Origin of the sequence: Amycolatopsis sp. CA-126428 (genome assembly GCF_002904335.1) — a bacterium.
GTDB lineage: Bacteria > Actinomycetota > Actinomycetes > Mycobacteriales > Pseudonocardiaceae > Amycolatopsis.
On record NZ_PPHF01000019.1, the window covers coordinates 118,797 to 135,380 of the forward strand.

Annotated in this window: 17 protein-coding genes and 2 pseudogenes; 12 read left to right on the forward strand and 7 right to left on the reverse strand. The window is 72.1% G+C overall.

Features of this window, described 5'->3' with window-relative positions; translation table 11 throughout:
* Window positions 1-183: 183 nt before the first annotated feature.
* Complete coding sequence (locus C2L58_RS04795) at window positions 184-726, forward strand: snapalysin family zinc-dependent metalloprotease (protein ID WP_103336144.1); 543 nt, start codon at window positions 184-186, stop codon at window positions 724-726.
* Here C2L58_RS04795 and C2L58_RS04800 read toward each other — a convergent pair.
* Entirely contained in the window at window positions 720-1,637 is a 918-nt protein-coding gene (locus C2L58_RS04800; RefSeq protein ID WP_103336145.1) for a DMT family transporter, read from the reverse strand. The two genes, C2L58_RS04795 and C2L58_RS04800, sit on opposite strands and share 7 nt — an antisense overlap.
* A 110-nt stretch (window positions 1,638-1,747) precedes the next feature.
* On the opposite strand from C2L58_RS04800, the gene C2L58_RS04805 reads away from it, so the two are divergent.
* From C2L58_RS04805 to C2L58_RS04820, 4 genes and pseudogenes are all read left to right on the forward strand, one after another.
* Window positions 1,748-2,212 carry an Lrp/AsnC family transcriptional regulator gene (locus tag C2L58_RS04805; RefSeq protein WP_103336147.1) on the forward strand — a complete coding sequence of 155 codons (465 nt, stop codon included), beginning with the start codon at window positions 1,748-1,750 and terminating at the stop codon, window positions 2,210-2,212.
* Between the two features lie 57 nt (window positions 2,213-2,269).
* A complete protein-coding gene (locus tag C2L58_RS04810; protein WP_103336290.1) occupies window positions 2,270-3,496 on the forward strand; it encodes a sensor histidine kinase in 1,227 nt (408 codons plus the stop codon).
* Window positions 3,493-4,146 (forward strand): response regulator, encoded by a 654-nt coding sequence (locus C2L58_RS04815; RefSeq protein ID WP_103336148.1) that lies wholly within the window; start codon window positions 3,493-3,495, stop codon window positions 4,144-4,146. Before C2L58_RS04810 ends, C2L58_RS04815 begins: the two co-directional genes overlap by 4 nt.
* Window positions 4,147-4,165: 19 nt before the next feature.
* Window positions 4,166-4,774, forward strand: a pseudogene (locus C2L58_RS04820) (class I SAM-dependent methyltransferase); the annotation flags it as partial.
* Here C2L58_RS04820 and C2L58_RS04825 read toward each other — a convergent pair.
* From C2L58_RS04825 to cysD, 3 genes and pseudogenes are all read right to left on the reverse strand, one after another.
* Window positions 4,774-5,070: pseudogene (locus tag C2L58_RS04825) on the reverse strand (VOC family protein); the annotation flags it as partial. The pseudogenes C2L58_RS04820 and C2L58_RS04825 sit on opposite strands and share 1 nt — an antisense overlap.
* Before the next feature lie 32 nt (window positions 5,071-5,102).
* Complete coding sequence (cysC, locus tag C2L58_RS04830) at window positions 5,103-6,914, reverse strand: adenylyl-sulfate kinase (protein ID WP_103336150.1); 1,812 nt, start codon at window positions 6,912-6,914, stop codon at window positions 5,103-5,105.
* Window positions 6,914-7,846 (reverse strand): sulfate adenylyltransferase subunit CysD, encoded by a 933-nt coding sequence (cysD, locus tag C2L58_RS04835; RefSeq protein WP_199191108.1) that lies wholly within the window; start codon window positions 7,844-7,846, stop codon window positions 6,914-6,916. The genes cysC and cysD overlap by 1 nt, the downstream gene beginning before the upstream one ends.
* 39 nt (window positions 7,847-7,885) lie before the next feature.
* Here cysD and C2L58_RS04840 point away from each other — a divergent pair, with 39 nt between their 5' ends.
* Genes C2L58_RS04840 through C2L58_RS04855 form a run of 4 tightly spaced genes read left to right on the forward strand, consistent with a single transcriptional unit; the run spans window position 7,886 to window position 11,506 of the window.
* Window positions 7,886-8,365, forward strand: coding sequence for a nuclear transport factor 2 family protein (locus tag C2L58_RS04840; protein WP_103336153.1), 480 nt, complete (start codon window positions 7,886-7,888; stop codon window positions 8,363-8,365).
* The gene (locus C2L58_RS04845) at window positions 8,362-9,552 is read left to right on the forward strand and encodes a hypothetical protein (protein WP_103336155.1); all 1,191 of its coding nucleotides are present in this window, start codon (window positions 8,362-8,364) and stop codon (window positions 9,550-9,552) included. Before C2L58_RS04840 ends, C2L58_RS04845 begins: the two co-directional genes overlap by 4 nt.
* Window positions 9,549-10,337, forward strand: coding sequence for an SDR family oxidoreductase (locus tag C2L58_RS04850; protein WP_103336157.1), 789 nt, complete (start codon window positions 9,549-9,551; stop codon window positions 10,335-10,337). Before C2L58_RS04845 ends, C2L58_RS04850 begins: the two co-directional genes overlap by 4 nt.
* An 8-nt stretch (window positions 10,338-10,345) precedes the next feature.
* Window positions 10,346-11,506, forward strand: coding sequence for a sulfotransferase family protein (locus C2L58_RS04855; RefSeq protein ID WP_103336158.1), 1,161 nt, complete (start codon window positions 10,346-10,348; stop codon window positions 11,504-11,506).
* Between the two features lie 32 nt (window positions 11,507-11,538).
* Here the strand turns inward: C2L58_RS04855 and C2L58_RS04860 are convergent, their stop codons facing one another.
* On the reverse strand, window positions 11,539-12,750 hold the full coding sequence (locus C2L58_RS04860; protein ID WP_103336160.1) for a glycosyltransferase: 1,212 nt from the start codon (window positions 12,748-12,750) through the stop codon (window positions 11,539-11,541).
* A gap of 38 nt (window positions 12,751-12,788) precedes the next feature.
* Here C2L58_RS04860 and C2L58_RS04865 point away from each other — a divergent pair, with 38 nt between their 5' ends.
* A complete protein-coding gene (locus C2L58_RS04865; protein ID WP_103336162.1) occupies window positions 12,789-13,409 on the forward strand; it encodes a TetR/AcrR family transcriptional regulator in 621 nt (206 codons plus the stop codon).
* A 5-nt stretch (window positions 13,410-13,414) separates the two neighbouring features.
* Here the strand turns inward: C2L58_RS04865 and C2L58_RS04870 are convergent, their stop codons facing one another.
* Entirely contained in the window at window positions 13,415-15,082 is a 1,668-nt protein-coding gene (locus C2L58_RS04870; RefSeq protein WP_103336163.1) for a GGDEF domain-containing protein, read from the reverse strand.
* Between the two features lie 128 nt (window positions 15,083-15,210).
* Between C2L58_RS04870 and C2L58_RS04875 the strand changes: the two genes are divergently transcribed.
* Both C2L58_RS04875 and C2L58_RS04880 read left to right on the forward strand, forming a co-directional pair.
* The gene (locus C2L58_RS04875; RefSeq protein ID WP_103336164.1) at window positions 15,211-15,561 is read left to right on the forward strand and encodes an ArsR/SmtB family transcription factor; all 351 of its coding nucleotides are present in this window, start codon (window positions 15,211-15,213) and stop codon (window positions 15,559-15,561) included.
* Complete coding sequence (locus C2L58_RS04880) at window positions 15,558-16,193, forward strand: SRPBCC family protein (protein ID WP_103336166.1); 636 nt, start codon at window positions 15,558-15,560, stop codon at window positions 16,191-16,193. The genes C2L58_RS04875 and C2L58_RS04880 overlap by 4 nt, the downstream gene beginning before the upstream one ends.
* Here C2L58_RS04880 and C2L58_RS04885 read toward each other — a convergent pair.
* Window positions 16,190-16,555, reverse strand: a complete 366-nt coding sequence (locus C2L58_RS04885) for a PASTA domain-containing protein (protein ID WP_233225552.1) — start codon at window positions 16,553-16,555, stop codon at window positions 16,190-16,192. The genes C2L58_RS04880 and C2L58_RS04885 overlap by 4 nt on opposite strands.
* Between the last annotated feature and the right edge of the window lie 29 nt (window positions 16,556-16,584).

Below are 16,584 nucleotides of genomic sequence, written 5' to 3' on the forward strand. Positions count from 1 at the left end.
CGGTTCCCTTTCGCCGGGACCGAGCAGACCACGGCGGCCCCCACCGGCGGCTCACGCGGCGGCGGGAGGGGTCTCCCTCCCGTGGGGGAACGACTTTCGGCCGTGGCCCCGGCGATGGTTGCCTTCTAACCTGATCGCGCGAACCACGGTGAAGTGCTTCCTGAACCGGACGAAGGAGTCTCAATGAACGGACGCGTGATCGGCCGCGTCGTGGCGTTGGCCACGGCCGTCGCGGCCCCGCTCGGCCTGGGCCTGGCCACCGCCCCGGCCGCCTCGGCGGCCGCGGTCACGACGCTGTACTACAGCTCGTCGGGTGCCCCGGACTACCTCGCCCAGATCGACCAGGGCGCGGCCAACTGGAACGCCGCCGTCACCGACGTGAAGCTGGTCAAGCGGAACACGAGCGCCACGATCGTGTTCCACGAGATCCACAGCGGCGGCTCGTACACGAACACCAACGGCCACGGCCGCGGTCAGATCTACCTGGACACGAGCCAGGTGGCGGAGGGCTTCGACCCGACCCGCATCGCGGCGCACGAGCTGGGGCACAACCTGGGCTTGCCGGACCACTACAGCGGCCCGTGCACGGAGCTGATGTCGGGCCACGGCCCGGGCACGGCGTGCAAGAACGCCAAACCGTCGGCGGCCGAGGCGGCGAAGGTGCAGTCGTTGTGGGTGAACGGGCTGGTGGCCGCGGCGGTCGAAACCCGCGCGGTCGCTTACTGAGCCGGTTCGTGGTGGCCTCCGGTGCGCCGGAGGCCACCGCTGTTCTTGCGGTGCAGGCCCACGGTGACGCCGGCGATGACGACCGCGCCGCCGAGCACCTGGGTGATCGTGAGCGTCTCGCCGGCCAGCACGACCGCCCAGACCAGGCCCGCCACCGGCACGACGTTGAGCAAGTTCACCGCGACACTCGGTTCGAGGCCCCGGAGCCCGTGGTTGTACAGCAGGAACGCCGCCACCGAGCACAAGCCGGCCAGGAACCCGATCCGCAGCACATTTCCCCCGCTGGGCACACTCCACCGGTCCATTTCGGACAGTGACAGCAGCACGAACCCGCCCGCTCCCGCGAGGGTCTGGTAGTACGTCACCACGATCGGCGAAGCGCCGGAGCCGTCCCGCCGGGCCAGGATGTTGTACGCCGCCCAGACCACGCCGCCCGCGATGAGGAACAGGTCGCCCCACAGTGAATGGGAGCCGCCCGGCTGACCCTGGACCACCAGCCACACGCCCGCGACCGCCACCAGCATGCCCGTCAGCCGGGCGTGGGAGAAGGCCGCGCGGCCGGACAGGACCAGCGTCAAGATCGGGTACGCAGCGACGATCAGCGTCGCGTCGGACGCCGTCGCCAGGTCGACGCCGACGTTCTCCAGCGCGAAGTACGCCGTGATCCCCAGCAGGCCCGCGGCGCCGATGGCCAGCCGCTGCCGCGGGGAGGGCAGCCGGCAGCGGTCGGGGCCCGTGTGCACCGCCACGCCCAGGACCGCCGCCGCCGGCGCGAACCGCAGCGCGCCCAGCGTCATCGGCGGGATCTCCGCCAGCGCCACCTTGGTGACCGCGAACGAACTGCTCCAGATCAGCGCCGCGCCCAGGACGGCGGACACGGACGAACCCACGCGAGGCGAATCGGTGATCATGGCGCCGACGGTAAACAACAGCCAGCACCACTACGACGAACGCCGTGTTAGATTCGGCGGCACCGCAAAAATGCCGAATCGCACGATGAGAAACCGAGAGCAAGAGCCCGATGGACGAACTTGACACGGCCCTGCTGACCCTCCTCCAGGAGGACGCCAAGCAGACCAACAAGGAACTCGCCCGCCGCCTGCACATCGCGCAGTCCACCAGCCTGGAACGGGTGCGGGACCTCACCCGGCGCGGGATCGTGCGCGGGCACACCGTCGACGTCGACCTGAAGAAGATCGGCCGGCCCGTGCAGGCGATGGTCGCCGTGCGGCTGCGGCCGCCCGACCGGGCCGTGATCGAGTCCTTCCGCGCCTTCGTGACCGGCCTGCCCGAGGTGCTCTCGGTGTTCGTCATGTCCGGCAGCGACGACTTCCTGCTGCACATCGCGGTCGCCGACAACGACCAGCTGAGCGGGTTCGTCCTCGACCGGCTGACCCAGCGCCGGGAGATCGTCGACGTCCGGACCTCCGTCATCTTCAACCACTTCCGCCGCACCGTGGTGACGCCGTCCGACGGCGAGGGGTGAGGCGGTCCCACCGCGAGAGGGAGGCGCGCCCGGGTGCCGGGCTGCGAAGATCGGGCGGTGCGCACCTTCGGGCCCCTGACGAGCAAGGCGACCTACCGCCGCTGGGTCTACCTCGTCCTCGGCGGCGCCATCAGCGTGCCCTACATGTTGTTCGCCGCGGTCGCCGTGCCGTCGCTGCTGCCGTTCGTCACCACGCCGGACCGGGCCATTCTCGTCGGTGGCCTGCTCACCCTGGCCATCCTGGCCGGGACGGCGTTCCTGCCCGCCGTCCACGTCCTCGAGACGACCGCGATCCGGGAGCTGCTCGACGACCCGGTACCGGACGCGCCCGCGAAACCGCACACCCGCCAGGGGAGGCTGCACGCCGCGACGATGTTCGTCCTGCACGTCGTCGCCGGGTTGGTGGTCAGCTTCTTCAGCCTCCTCGCGCCCATCGCGATCGGCGTGTCGATCAGTGCCGTGTTCACCGGGTACCTCTTGCGGACCACCGAGGGCGACGACGTCACCGTGCCGAAGGGCTGGGCGTCGGTGTGGCTCCCGGTGGTCTTCGTGTTCGGCGTGGTGTTGCTGATCCACGCCGTCTGGGCGGTCGGTGGGCTGCTGCGCCGGGCCGCGACCGGGTTGCTCGGGGCCACCGCCGCCGACCGGATCGCCCTGCTGGAACGGCGGACCGAGCAGCTCGCCGAACGCAACCGCCTGGCCAGGGAGCTGCACGACTCGGTCGGGCACGCGCTGAGCGTCGTCACCGTCCAGGCGGGCGCCGCCCGGCGGACGCTGCGCACCGACCCGGACTTCACCGAGCGGGCGCTCGGCGCCATCGAGGAGTCCGCCCGCACCGCGCTCGACGACCTCGACCACGTCCTCGGCCTGCTGCGGGAGGAGGCGGCCGGCCGGACGCCGCTGCCGACGCTCGCCGCGCTGCCCGCCCTGCTCGAAACGACCCGGCTCGCCGGCACCGACGTCACCGCCGACCTCGGTGGCGACCTGGCCGCCGTGCCGCCCGTGGTGTCCCGCGAGGTGTACCGGATCCTGCAGGAATGCCTGACCAACGCGGTGCGCCACGCCGGTAGGGTCCCGGTGACGGTGGTCGTCGGTGTCGCGGCGCACGAGCTCCGCGCGCGGGTCGCCAACCCGCTGGGCAGCGGCCCGCGCCGGGCCGGGGGCGGCCGGGGCCTGCGCGGGATGGCCGAGCGGGTGGCGGTGCTCGGCGGTGAGCTGTCGGCCGGGCCGGCGGACGGGCAGTGGGAGGTCGTGGTGCGGGTGCCGTGGGGGAGCGGGCGATGAGCGTGCGGGTGCTGCTGGTCGACGACGAGCCGCTGATCCGGGCCGGGCTCCGGGCGATCATCGACAGCGAGGACGGCCTGAGCGTGGCCGGCGAGGCCGCCGACGGCGCCGAGGTGCCCGGGCTGGTGGCCCGGCTGTGCCCCGACGTCGTGCTGATGGACGTGCGGATGCCCGCGGTGGACGGCATCCGCGCCACCACCCACCTGATGTCCACTGTGGACGAGCCGCCGAAGGTGATCGTGGTGACCACCTTCGAAAACGACGACTACGTCTACGACGCCCTCCTCGCGGGAGCCAGCGGCTTCCTGCTCAAGCGCGCCCGGCCGGAGGAGATCGTCGCGGCGATCCGGACCGTCGTGGCCGGTGAATCGCTGCTGTTCCCGGCGGCGATCCGCCGGCTGGCCGCCCAGCGCGCCCCCGGCCCGGCCGGTGACGGCCTGGCCTCGGCCGGGCTGACCGAACGCGAGCGCGAAGTGCTGCGGCTGGTCGCCGCCGGACTGTCCAATGTGGAGATCGCGGGCGAGCTGTACGTGGGGGTGCAGACGGTGAAGACCCACGTGGGCAACGTACTGGCGAAGCTCGGCGCGCGGGATCGCACCCAGGCGGTGATCCGGGCGTACGACTCGGGCTTCGTGACGCCGTCGCGCTGATTCGGGCAAGATGGGCCGCATGACTGCCGCATACGACGACTTCGCCGAGGCGTACACGGCCGAGAACGAAAACAGCCTGATGAACGCCTATTACGAACGGCCCGCGACCTTGGCGCTCGTCGGCGACGCGACCGGACGGCGGATCCTCGACGCCGGCTGTGGCTCCGGCCCGCTGTTCGCGGCGCTGGGGGAGCAGGGCGCGGTCGTGACCGGGATCGACCAGAGCGCCGAAATGCTGGCGCACGCCCGGCGACGCCTCGGCGACGGCGCGGACCTGCGGGTCGCCGACCTGGCCGGCCCGCTGCCCTTCGCCGACGGCGAGTTCGACGACGTCGTGGCGTCCCTGGTGCTGCACTACCTGCGGGACTGGGACCCGGTGCTCGCCGAGCTGCGGCGCGTCCTGAAGCCCGGCGGCCGGCTCATCGCGTCGGTCAACCACCCGATGATGGTCAACCTGACGCACCGCCACGAGGGGCCCCGGCCCGACTACTTCGCGGCCTACACCTGGACCGACGAGTTCGAGCTCCACGGCGAGAAAGCCCGGATGACCTTCTGGAACAAGCCGCTGCACGCGATGACCGACGCCTTCACCGCGGCGGGCTTCCGGATCGCCGTCGTCAGCGAACCGAGCTGCCCGCGGACCGCGCCGAGCGGGATCAGCCGTGCGCACTCGGCCTCGAGCGCGGCGAGGCGCTCATCACCGACGAGCCCGGTCCCGACCCGGACGTCGAGGTGCACGCGGTTCTTCACGACCTTGCCTTCCGGCACGCGCTGGAAGTACAGCCGCGGGCCCACGCCCGTGGGGTCGGTGCAGGCGAGGCCCGAGCTGTGCAGCTCGTACCCGAGCACCTCGCACCAGAACCGGGCGACGCGCTCGGGTTCCGCGCAGTCGAAGGTGACCTGGACCTGCCTGACCGACGTCATGCAGCCCACCCTAGGTGCGCGAGCAAGCGAATTCAGCCCAGGTCGTCGAGGAGCGCCTGGATCGCCGCCGCCATCGCGGCCGGGTCGCCGTCGCCCGGGCGCAGCACCAGGTCCGGCGACGCGGGGCGCTCGTAGGGGGCGTCGATGCCGGTGAAGCCGGTGATCTCCCCGGCGCGCGCCTTCGCGTACATGCCCTTCGGGTCGCGGGCTTCGCACACCTCCAGGGGCGTGTCGACGAAGACCTCCACGAACGGCAGCCCGTCGTGGACCGCCCGGGCCCGGGCCCGGTCCTGCGAGTACGGGCTGATCAGGGACGCGATCGCCACCACGCCCGCGTCCGCGAACAGGCGGGCCACCTCCGCCACGCGCCGGACGTTCTCCGCCCGGTCCTCGGGGCTGAATCCCAACCCGGCATTGAGCCCGTGGCGCAGGTTGTCGCCGTCGAGCAGGTAGGCCGGGCGGCCCGCCGCGACCAGGCGGCGTTCCAGCTCGACCGCCACCGACGACTTGCCCGACGCCGAAAGCCCGGTGAGCCACACGGTCGCGCCGTGGGTCGGGCGGTCCTCGCGCCGCACCGCCGCGGTGTGCCAGACGACCGGGGACACCGGTGCGCCGGTGATCATGCCCGCCGCGACCGTGTCGCCGGTGTGCTCGTCGACCAGCAGGAAGCCGCCGGTGGCCCGGTTGCGGCGGTACGGGTCGAACAGCAGCGGCGAACGCGTGCGCAGCCGGATGCGGCCGATGTCGTTTAAGGACAGCGCTTCCGCCGTCTCGTCGCGGTGCAGCGTGGTGACGTCGAGGCGGTATTCCAGCCGCTCGACCGTGCCCCGCGTTTCGGTGGTCGTGTGCCGCACCGCGTACGTCGCGCCCGGCGTCAGCGCGGCGCGCTCGGAGAACCAGCAGACCAGGGCGTCGACCTCGCGGGCCGACTCCGCGCGGTTGCCCGGGCGGCACAGCATCGCCCCGCGGCCGAGGTCGAGGTCGTCGGCCAGCTCCACCGCCACCGCCTGGCCGGTGAACGCCTCTTCGAGAGGCTGCCCGCCGGGGCCCCAGACCGCGCGCACCTTCGACGTGAACCCCGACGGCAGGGCCACGACCTCGTCACCCGGCTTGAACACCCCGCCCGCGATGGTGCCCGCGTAGCCGCGGAAGTCGGACCGGCGGATCACGTACTGCACCGGGAACCTCGCGTCGATGAGGTTGCGGTCGGAAGCGACGTGCACCTCTTCGAGCTGGTGCAGCAGCGAAGTGCCTTCGTACCAGGGCATGCTGGCGCTGCGGTGGACGACGTTGTCGCCGTGCAGCGCCGAGACCGGCACGAACGTCAGGTCGGCGACGTCGAGCTTCATCGCGAACCGGCGGAAGTCCTCGCGGATCTCGTCGAACCGCTCCGGCGACCACCCGACGAGGTCCATCTTGTTCACGCACACCACGAGGTGCCCGATCCCGAGCAGCGACGCCAGGAACGCGTGCCGCCGCGACTGCTCCAGCACGCCCTTGCGCGCGTCGACGAGGACCAGCGCCAGGTCGGCGGTGGACGCGCCGGTCACCATGTTCCGCGTGTACTGCAGGTGCCCCGGCGTGTCCGCGATGATGAACTTGCGCTTGGGTGTGGCGAAGTACCGGTGGGCGACGTCGATGGTGATGCCCTGCTCGCGCTCGGCCCGCAGCCCGTCGGTGAGCAGGGCGAGGTCCGGGTAGTCCTCGCCGCGGTCCCGGCTGGCGCGTTCGACGGCGGCGAGCTGGTCGGTGAAGATCGCCTTCGAGTCGAACAGCAGCCGGCCGATCAGCGTGGACTTCCCGTCGTCCACGCTGCCCGCCGTGGCGATCCTCAGCAGCTGCATCAGAAGTAGCCCTCCCGCTTGCGGTCTTCCATGCCGGCCTCGGAAATCCGGTCGTCGGCGCGCGTGGCGCCGCGCTCGGTGACGCGGGTGGCGGCCACCTCGGCGACCACTTCGGACGGTGTCGCCGCCGAGGATTCCACGCAGCCGGTGCACGTGGCGTCGCCGACGGTCCGGAAGCGCACGGTCGCCTCGTAGGGCGTCTCACCGTCCAAAAGAGACAGAAATCGCGTGGCTGCCAGCAGCATGCCGTCGCGCTGGACCACGGACCGCTTGTGCGCGTAGTACAGCGGCGGCAGCGCGATCCGCTCGTCCCGGATGTACTGCCAGATGTCCAGCTCGGTCCAGTTCGACAGCGGGAAGACGCGGATGTGCTCGCCGCGGCGGTGCCGCCCGTTGTAGAGGTTCCACAGCTCCGGGCGCTGCGCCCGCGGGTCCCACTGGCCGTGCTCGTCGCGGAAGCTGAACACGCGCTCCTTGGCGCGGGCCTTCTCCTCGTCGCGGCGGGCCCCGCCGAACACGGCGTCGAAGCCGCCCTCGCGGATCGCCCGCAGCAGCGTCACCGTCTGCAGCCGGTTGCGGCTGGCCCGCGGCCCGGTCTCCTCGACGACGCGGCCGGCGTCGAGGTCTTCCTGCACGCTCGCCACCTCCAGGCGCAGGCCGAGAGCGGCGACGGTCTCGTCGCGGAACCGCAGCACCTCGTCGAAGTTGTGGCCGGTGTCGACGTGCAGCACGGGGAACGGCAGGGGCGCGGGCCAGAACGCCTTCGCGGCGGCGTGCAGCATCACCACCGAGTCCTTGCCGCCGGAGAACAACAGGACGGGGCGCTCGAAGGTCGCCGCGACTTCGCGGAAGACGTGCACGGCCTCCGCTTCGAGCGCGGCCAGGTGCGAGAGCTCGTACGAGGTCACGGACACCGGAAAAAAGTAGAACATGTTCTTGTCATCGGTCAAGCGGTGGGGGACCCTGGGGGCATGGACCTGGTCGTACTCGAAGAGATCAAGCGGCTGAAGTACCGGTACCTGCGCGGGGTGGACCTGAAACTGTGGGACGAGGTGGCCGGCACGTTCACCGCCGACGCCACGGCGAACTACGGGACGCACGCCGTGGGCGGGGACGGGAAGCAGTTCGAAGGCCGCGACGCCATCGTCGGATTCCTCACCCAGAGCCTCGGTAACGGCATCATCACCGTGCACCACGCGACTCAGCCCGAAATCGACGTCGACGGCGACACCGCGACCGGGCGGTGGTCGTTCACCGACCGGGTGATCGTGCCCGACCACAAGGTGATCATCGAAGGTGCCGCGTTCTACGAAGACACCTACCGCCGCGAGAGCGACGGCGCCTGGCGGATGTCGCACATCGGGTACGTCCGTACCTACGAATCGATGACGTCCTTCGACGCCATCCCGGGCTTCAAGCTGATCGCCAACCGCTGGGCCGTTCCGGCATGATCGAGAACGAGTTCTCGTTGACCCGGTCGTTCGCCGACGCCATCGTCGAGGCCGAAAAGCTCATCGCCGGAGCCCCGCCGGCGCAGACCGAGCAGGGCCTGCTCGAGGGGTACGACTACCTCGCGGGCAGCGTCCGGGCGTCGCTGCAGATGGCCTGGGCCTACCAGCGCGACTTCCCGTACTTCACCGCGTCCACCGGGCCCTACACGAAGATGGGCCTGGACAACCCGGACACGCTGTACTTCAACGCGAACATCCGCGCCGATCGCGAGTACCTCGTCACCGGGGTCCGCGGCACCACCGCCGACCTGAGCTTCCAGGTCCTCAACGGCGACTACTCGCCGGTGGAGGTGCCCGACAGCCTCGCCGCGTTCGACGACCGGGCGATCGAGATCGGCCCGGACGGCCGGTTCGAGCTGCGGTTCGGCCCGGCTCGCGAGAACCCGGGGCCGAACTACTTCGTCCTCGGCGAGGGCTCGTCGATGCTCGTGGTCCGCGAGGTCCACAGCGACTGGGCCACCGAACGCCGCGGCGAGATCCGCATCCGGTGCGTCGACACCGCGGGTCAGGCGCCGCCGGTGCCGGACCGCTCCGCGCTGGCCAAGCGCTACGGCGTCACCGGCAAGATCCTGCTGAGCCGGCTCAAGACGTTCCTGGCCTTCCCGAAGTGGTTCTACGACAACCTGCCGGTGAACACGATGACCGAGCCGCGCTCGACCCCGGGCGGGCTCACCACCCAGTTCTCCTCCGCCGGGCACTACGAGCTCGGCGCCGAAGAGGCGATGATCGTCACCGTGCCGCGCTGCGCGGACGCGCCGTACCAGGGCATCCAGCTCGGCAGCCTCTGGTACGTCTCGCTCGACTACGTCAACCACCAGACGAGCCTCACCGCCGACCAGGCCCGCGTCGACCCGGACGGCAAGATCCGGTTCGTGCTCGCCGAGCGCGACCCCGGCCTGGCGAACTGGCTGGAGCTGACCGGGCACGAGCGGGGGTACGTGCAGATCCGCTGGCAGCGGCTCGCCCGCGACCTCGGCCCGGACGACGGCCCGGTCGTCGAGGTGGTCAAGACCGACGAACTGCCCGACCGGCTGCCCTACCACGCCGAAGCGCGCGTGACGCCGGAGCAGTGGACGGCGAGGATCGCGGCTCGGCAGGACGCCGTCGCCGCCCGGATGCTGGGGTGAGCGTGGAGAACGTGCTGCAGGGCAAGGTGGTCGTCGTCTCGGGGATCGGGCCCGGGCTCGGCCGGTCGATCGCCGTGCGCAGCGCGCAGGCGGGCGCGGACGTCGTGCTCGCCGCGCGCACCGAGTCGCGGCTCGCCGAGGTCGCGAAGGAGGTGACCGACCTCGGCCGCCGGGCGGTCGCGGTCCGCACCGACATCGACGACGCGGACTCCGCCGCGAACCTGGTGAGCGAGGCCGTCGAGGCGTTCGGCCGGGTGGACACGGTGGTGCACAACGCCTTCGCCGTCCCGCCGCTGACCGACCTGGCCGAGGTGGAGTTCGACGCCGTCCGCGCGGGCTTCGAGACCGCGGCCATCTCCGTGCTCCGGCTGACCCGGCTGTTCCTGCCCGCGCTCAAGGAGAGCAAGGGCTCGCTGGTGATGATCAACTCCGCCGTGCTGCGGCACTCGCGGCGCACGTTCGGTGCCTACAAGATGGCGAAGTCGGCGCTGCTTTCGCTGTCCCAGAGCCTCGCCAGCGAGCTGGGGCCGGACGGCGTGCGCGTCAACACCGTGGCGCCCGGGTACATCTGGGGCCCGAACCTCCAGTGGTACTTCGGCTACCTCGCCAAGGAACGCGGCATCACGCCGGAAGAAGTCTACGCCGAGACGGCGTCCACAACAGACCTGCGCAAGCTGCCGGAGCCCGACGAAATCGCCGACGCGGTGGTGTTCCTCGCCTCGCCGATGGCGCGCGCGATCACCGGGCAGTGCCTCGACGTCAACGGCGGCGAGTACCACCACTAGGAGGATCGATGCTTCCCGGCCGCGAAGACGTGGGCACCGCCGAGGACCTGCACGCCTCGGCGTCGAAGCTCACCGGGCTCGACGACTTCGGCGCCGACGAGTACCTCGAAGGCCTCCGCGTGCTGCTGGAGTCGTACGAGGCGGACGAAGAACTGACGCCGTACGGCAACAAGGTGCACCGGGCGTTCCTGCGCGGCGCGCTCGTGGCGCGGCTGCTCAGCGAGGCGTCGTGGAAGCAGAACCCGGGGTACGCGGACGTCCGCCTGGAACGCCCGATCTTCGTCACCGGGCTGCCGCGCACCGGCACGACCGCGCTGCACCGGCTGCTCGCCGAGGACCCCGCGCACCAGGGGCTCGAAGTGTGGCTCGCCGAGGTCCCGCAACCGAGGCCGCCCCGCGAAACGTGGGCGGGCAACCCGATCTTCCGGGGGATCCAGGCCGGCTACGAACGCCACCACGTCGAGCACCCGGAGTTCATGGGTGTGCACCACATGTCCGCCGACCAGGTGGAGGAGTGCTGGCAGCTGCTGCGCCAGTCGATGCGGTCGGTGTCCTTCGAATGCCTCGCGCACCTGCCGCGGTACTCGCGCTGGCTGGCCAAGCAGGACTGGACCGACGCCTACGCCCGGCACAAGCGCAACCTGCAGCTGATCGGGCTGCCGGACGCGGGCAAGCGCTGGGTGCTCAAGAACCCCAGCCACCTCTTCGCGCTGGACGCGCTGATGGCGAACTACCCGGACGCGCTGGTGATCCAGACGCACCGGGCGCCGAGCACGATCATGGCGTCGATGTGCAGCCTGGCCGAGAAGGCCGCGGACGGCTGGTCCGCGAAGTTCCGCGGCGAAGTGATCGGGCGCGGGCAGCTCGACCTGTGGGCACGCGGCGCCGACGAGTTCGGCTGGGCCCGCGCGCGCCACAACCCGGCGCAGTTCTTTGACGTCCGCTACGAGGACTTCGTCGCGGACCCGATCGGCACGGTGTCCACTGTGTACGACCACTTCGGACTGGAGTTCACCCCGGAGGCGCGGGCGGCGATGACGGCGGTGCACGGGGCGAGCCGGACCGGGGAGCGGAAACCGGTGCACCGGTACCGCCTCGCGGACTTCGGCTTGACGGCCGAGGAGGTCGACGAGCGCTTCGCGAGCTACCTGTCAGCCCACGGCTCGTGAGTGGTAAGGCGGGTTAGAACCCGCCTTACCACTCACGACAAGCCGCGGCAGGGGGCGGTGATGAGGTTCAGGACTTCGTCCATCGCCGGCCCGGCGGCCATCTCTTCCGCCAGCTCCCGCGCTCGGGTGCGGTAGCGCGGGTCGTCGAGGACGGTGCGGACGGCCCGCCGCAGCGTCCGCGGCGAGGCCGAGGCACGGGCTCGGCCGATCCCGGCCCCGGACCAGGTGACCCGGGCGGCGACCTCGCGCTTGTCTTCGCTCGCCCCGACCACGACCAGCGGCACGCCGTAGCGGAGGGCGTGGTTGACGCCGCCGTACCCGCCGTTGCTGACCACGGCGGCGCAGCGGGGGAGCAGCTCGTCGTAAGGCAGGAACCCGGCCACCCGGACGTTCTCCGGCAGCGGGCCGGGCCGCAGGGGCGCGCCGCACGTCGTCGCCACGACCAGGACGTCCTCACCGGCCAGCGCCTCGATGGTGGGCTCGACGAGCCGGCTCAGGTCGTCGTTCGCGACCGTCCCCTGGGTCACGTGCACCACCGGCCGGCCGCCGGCCAGGTCGGCCCACCACGGCGGCAGCGGGTGCTCGCTCGCCGCGCTGACCGTCGTCGGCCCGATGAAGTGCAGCGGCACCCCGGGGCGCGGGTACTCGAAGCCCGGGCAGGTCATCTGGAGCACGCCGTCGCTGTGCAGGGGCCAGTCAGTGAAGAGCATGCCCGGGTCGCCGCCGAGCAGGTCTTCCGCCAGTTTCTGCGCGGGCCCGGTCACCCACGGCGCCAGCGTCCGGAGGATCGCGCCGCTGACCGCGTGTCCGGGCGGGCCGGTCGGCACCGGCGGCATGAACGGCAGGAACCCCAGTGTCAGCAGGCGTGGCCGCCGCTCGCGCCGGACCAGGGCCAGCCCGGCCATCATCAGCGGGTCGCACAGCACGACGTCGGCCGGCTGCCGGTCGATCACGCTCAGCTGGTGGGGCATCGCGCGGACGAAGTGGGCCAGCTCGAAGCGGGCGAGTTTCAGGCCTCGCAGCCCAGCGCGGCCGGGGATCGTGCCGTCCAGGTCGGTCTCGTCGAAGTCGGCCTCGGGTGGCAGGAGTTCGACGGTGGTGCCCAGCTTCTCGAACGTCTCCCGGTAAAGCGCACCGGTGACGACGGCGACCTCGTGGCCGGCGGCGACCAGCGCCTCGACGATCGGTTTGGTCGGCCCGACGTGCCCGCGGGCGGGCTGCACGCAGACGAGTACCCGGGTCATGGCTCCCCCTTTGATCGATACGCTGTACTATCGAATTAATGACGATACCCGAAGGTTCGCGGCGCCGGTACGAATCACCGGTGCGCGAAGCCCGAGCCCGGCGCACCCGGGCCCATGTGGTGGCGACGGCGGGGAAGTTGTTCGCTTCGCGTGGCTACGCGGGCACGAGCATGCGGCAGATCGCCGCGGAGGCCGGGGTGAGCCTGGAGACGGTGACGCAGACGGGCCGCAAGCCGGAGCTCCTGATCGCCGCGTTCCGCGACGGCTTCGCGGGCGACCCGGACGCGGTGAACCTGGATGCCCTGGCGGGCCCGGCCGGACCGGCCGACCTGCCGTCGGTGGTGGCACGGGTGGCGGCGGGGGTGCGCAGGTCGTTGCCGATCTGGCGCGCGTTCACCACAGCGGCGGCGGCCGACCCGGCGGTGGCGGCGGTCCGCGCGGAGCAGGCGGTGGTGCGCCGGGCGGAGATCGCCGAGCGCCTGGTGGCGGCGGGGCTGGCCGGTGGCGGGGCGATCGGCCGCCTGGCCGACGCGATCGGGTTGATCATGTCCCACGAGGCGTACGACCACTTGACCGAGGTGTGCGGCTGGGCGCACGAGGAGTACGTGGCCTGGGCGGTGCTGGCGGTCCCGGCGCAGCTGTCGCTCGACTGGGAGTGAGCGCGTCAGCCCGCGGCGGCCTGCAGGCCGCGGGTTCCGATGCCGCGCAGCACTTCCACCCGCTCCGCACCCGGGCGGCTCAGCACCCAGCTCGACCCCGGCACCGCCTTCGCGCGCTTCTTCAGCGGCGCCAGCAATCGCGAAACCTCGTGGTACGACCCGATCGCCCCGCTCGCGCAGACCAGCGTCGCCAGCGACACCGTCACCGGCCGCCCCTCCGCCGACCACGCGCGGTCCAGCAACGCCCCCGCCACCGTGGCGATCTCGTCGACGTCGCACACCACCAGGAAGTCGTCGCCGCCCACGTGGCTCACGCGCATCCGCCGCAGGCCGCCGGCCAGCTCGGTCAGTGCCGCGCCCAGCTCGCGGATCAGGTTGTCGCCCGCCGCGAAACCCGCCGTGTCGTTGATCGCCTTGAAGCTGTCGATGTCCAGCCAGGCCGCGACGAACGGCTCGCCGATCGTGATGCGGCGGGCGACGTCGCGGGCGATCGTGTCGCTGCCCGGCAAGCGCGTCAGCGGGTTCAGCGCCGCGGCCGCCTCGACCTTCGCCTCGGCCACGCCGCGGACCACCTCCGTCACCAGCACCACGCCGAGGCAGCGGCCGAGCTCGTCGACCACGACCACGTCGTCGCCCGTGCGGCCCCAGTCGGCGTCGGTGACCAGCTCGAGGAACTCCATCGCGCCGGCGCGGGCCTCGATCGTGTGCGGGGTGTCCGCGAGCCGGGCCGCCGGGCGCTTCGCGTGCAACGCGTGCCCGTACGGGCCGGTGACGGCCACCAGGAACCGGGTCCGGTCGACCGACCAGCGCGGCCGGTGCAGCTCGTCCACGCCGACCACGCCCGAAGGCGCGTCCGCCGCCGCGAGCACCGCGCGGACTTCGTCGCACGTCGCCGTTTCCGGCAGGGTCGTCGCCGGGCGGAGGAAGTCGCCGACGCACGGTGCCGGCGCCCCGCTCGAGGGACGGCCGCGGGTGAGCAGGGCCGGCGCGGGCCCGGCGGCGGTCGGCGGCGCGAGCAGGTGTCCCTGCGCGATCCGGACGCCCAGGCCGCGGACGGCGTCGAGCTGCGCGTCGGTCTCCACGCCGGTCGCGACGAGCCGGGTACCGGTGCGGTTCGTGTAGTGCAGCAGCGCCTCGACCACCGCGGCCGACGCCGGGTCGTCCGGCAGCCCGCGCAGCACGGTCCGGTCGAGCTTCACCAGGTCGACCGGCGCCTCGACCAGCAGGCCCAGCGGCAGGTCGCCGCGTCCGAGACCGTCGAGCGCGAGCCGGAAGCCGAGTTCGGTGAGCTCGCGCAGGCCGGCGAGCGCGCGGCCGGCCGGCAGCGCCGCGAACGGCGGCCCGATCTCCAGCACGACGTCGCGGGTGCGGCGGCCCGCGTCGCCGAGCTCTTCGAGGAGGTCGTCGTACATCGCCGGTGGCGCGGCCAGGGTGCGGGCGGAGAGGTTCAGGTGCAGGGAGAGCGACGTCGGGTTTTCGGCGTCCTGCCGGACGGCGGCCACCGCGAGCCCGAGGTCGGCCTCGGCGAGCCGGCCGTCGCGGCGCGCCTGGGCGAGCAGTTCGGGGACGGTGCCGCGGCCGGGCCTGGCCAGCGCTTCGTGCGCCACGACACCTCCCGTGTGGAGGCTGTACAGCGGCTGGAAGGCGAAGCGGACCGCGCGTGGCGACTTCACGGCCCCGATCGTCGCGGGTCGCGCGGCGCAGCGGAACCGATGTCGGCTGATGTTCACCGGGGATTACCCACATCGGCGTAGCTGTTTCAGCCTTGACTTATATAAGTCGAAGCTTGTAGTTTGGCCAGGTGCACGCGTTCGACGTCCTCGGCGACCCGGTCCGCCGCCGGATCCTCGAGTTGCTGGCCGGCGGCGAGCGGGCCGCCGGCGCGGTGACCGAGGTGATCCGGGCCGAGTTCGGCATCTCGCAGCCGGCCGTCTCCCAGCACCTGAAGGTGTTGCGGGACAACGGTTTCGCGGTCGTCCGCCAGGACGGGACGAGGCGGCTGTACGCGGTCGGCCACGCCCCGCTGCGGGACGTCGACGACTGGCTCGGCAAGTTCCGCCGGTACTGGACGCCACCGCTGGACGCGCTGGCCACCGAAATCGCCCGGGGCAAGCGGGCCCGGCGCCACCCCGAAGAAGGAGAAGGCTCGTGATCGACGTCAGCCACCAGATCAGCGCCGTCCGCCGGACGCTCGGCGACCGGGTGCTCGAGGGGAAGGAGGCCCGCGTCCTCACGATCAGCCAGGTCTACGACACCGATGTCGACGACCTGTGGGACGCCTGCACGAACCCCGAGCGCATCCCGCGCTGGTTCCTGCCGGTCAGCGGGGAGCTGAAGCTCGGCGGGAAGTACCAGCTGGAGGGCAACGCGGGCGGCACGGTCGAGCGCTGCGACCCGCCGAAGAGCTTCGCCGCGACGTGGGAGTTCGGCGGCAACGTCAGCTGGATCGAGGTCCGCCTGACGCCGGAGGGGCAGGGCACGCGGTTCGAGCTGGAGCACGTGGCGCACGTCGACGAGCGCTGGGACGAGTTCGGCCCGGGCGCGGTCGGCATCGGCTGGGACGGGGCGCTGGTCGGCCTGGTCCTGCACCTGTCCGCGCCGGGCACGGCCGTCGACCCGGAGGCGGCGATGGCGTGGATGATGTCGGCCGACGGCATCCGTTTCATGACGGCTTCGAACGAGGCCTGGTACGAGGCCGACGTCGCGGCGGGCGCGGACCCGGCCCAGGCCCGCGCGGCCGCCGATCGCACGCTGAAGGCGTACACGACTCCGCCGGAGGGTTAACGGTCGTCGTACTTGACCGCCGTCAGGGTGATCACCGCGTCGGCGGGGACCTCCGTGCCGGGCGCCGGGTCCTGGCCGGTCTGGCGCCAGTTGCGGTCGATCACCAGGGCGCGGCCCTGGCCGGTGCCGTCGACCTCGCGCAGGTTGTAGAGGCCGGCGCGCTGCATCGCGTTCTGGGCGTCCTGGTGGTTCATGCCGGAGACGTCCGGGACCTTGATCAGCTTCGCCGTCGCCGAGGCCGAGGTCGTCACCGAGGTCGCTGTCGAGGTCGAGGTCGTCGTGCCGGGTGAGCCGGGCGGGGTGCCGCACGAGGCCGTGGTGAAAGCGAGCGCCGCCAGTGTCGTGACCATCCGTCGGGACATGCCTCCGGGGTACCCACGCGCCTGCCCGC

What these genes read in the sequence shown, in the direction of transcription:
- C2L58_RS04800 (WP_103336145.1), bottom strand. Translation starts at nt 1,637, where the DNA reads ATGATCACCGATTCGCCTCGCGTGGGTTCGTCCGTGTCCGCCGTCCTG.
- C2L58_RS04795 (WP_103336144.1), top strand. Translation starts at nt 184, where the DNA reads ATGAACGGACGCGTGATCGGCCGCGTCGTGGCGTTGGCCACGGCCGTC.
- C2L58_RS04860 (WP_103336160.1), bottom strand. Translation starts at nt 12,750, where the DNA reads ATGACCCGGGTACTCGTCTGCGTGCAGCCCGCCCGCGGGCACGTCGGG.
- C2L58_RS04840 (WP_103336153.1), top strand. Translation starts at nt 7,886, where the DNA reads ATGGACCTGGTCGTACTCGAAGAGATCAAGCGGCTGAAGTACCGGTAC.
- C2L58_RS04855 (WP_103336158.1), top strand. Translation starts at nt 10,346, where the DNA reads ATGCTTCCCGGCCGCGAAGACGTGGGCACCGCCGAGGACCTGCACGCC.
- C2L58_RS04845 (WP_103336155.1), top strand. Translation starts at nt 8,362, where the DNA reads ATGATCGAGAACGAGTTCTCGTTGACCCGGTCGTTCGCCGACGCCATC.
- C2L58_RS04805 (WP_103336147.1), top strand. Translation starts at nt 1,748, where the DNA reads ATGGACGAACTTGACACGGCCCTGCTGACCCTCCTCCAGGAGGACGCC.
- cysC (WP_103336150.1), bottom strand. Translation starts at nt 6,914, where the DNA reads ATGCAGCTGCTGAGGATCGCCACGGCGGGCAGCGTGGACGACGGGAAG.
- C2L58_RS04815 (WP_103336148.1), top strand. Translation starts at nt 3,493, where the DNA reads ATGAGCGTGCGGGTGCTGCTGGTCGACGACGAGCCGCTGATCCGGGCC.
- C2L58_RS04885 (WP_233225552.1), bottom strand. Translation starts at nt 16,555, where the DNA reads ATGTCCCGACGGATGGTCACGACACTGGCGGCGCTCGCTTTCACCACG.
- C2L58_RS04865 (WP_103336162.1), top strand. Translation starts at nt 12,789, where the DNA reads ATGACGATACCCGAAGGTTCGCGGCGCCGGTACGAATCACCGGTGCGC.
- cysD (WP_199191108.1), bottom strand. Translation starts at nt 7,846, where the DNA reads ATGTTCTACTTTTTTCCGGTGTCCGTGACCTCGTACGAGCTCTCGCAC.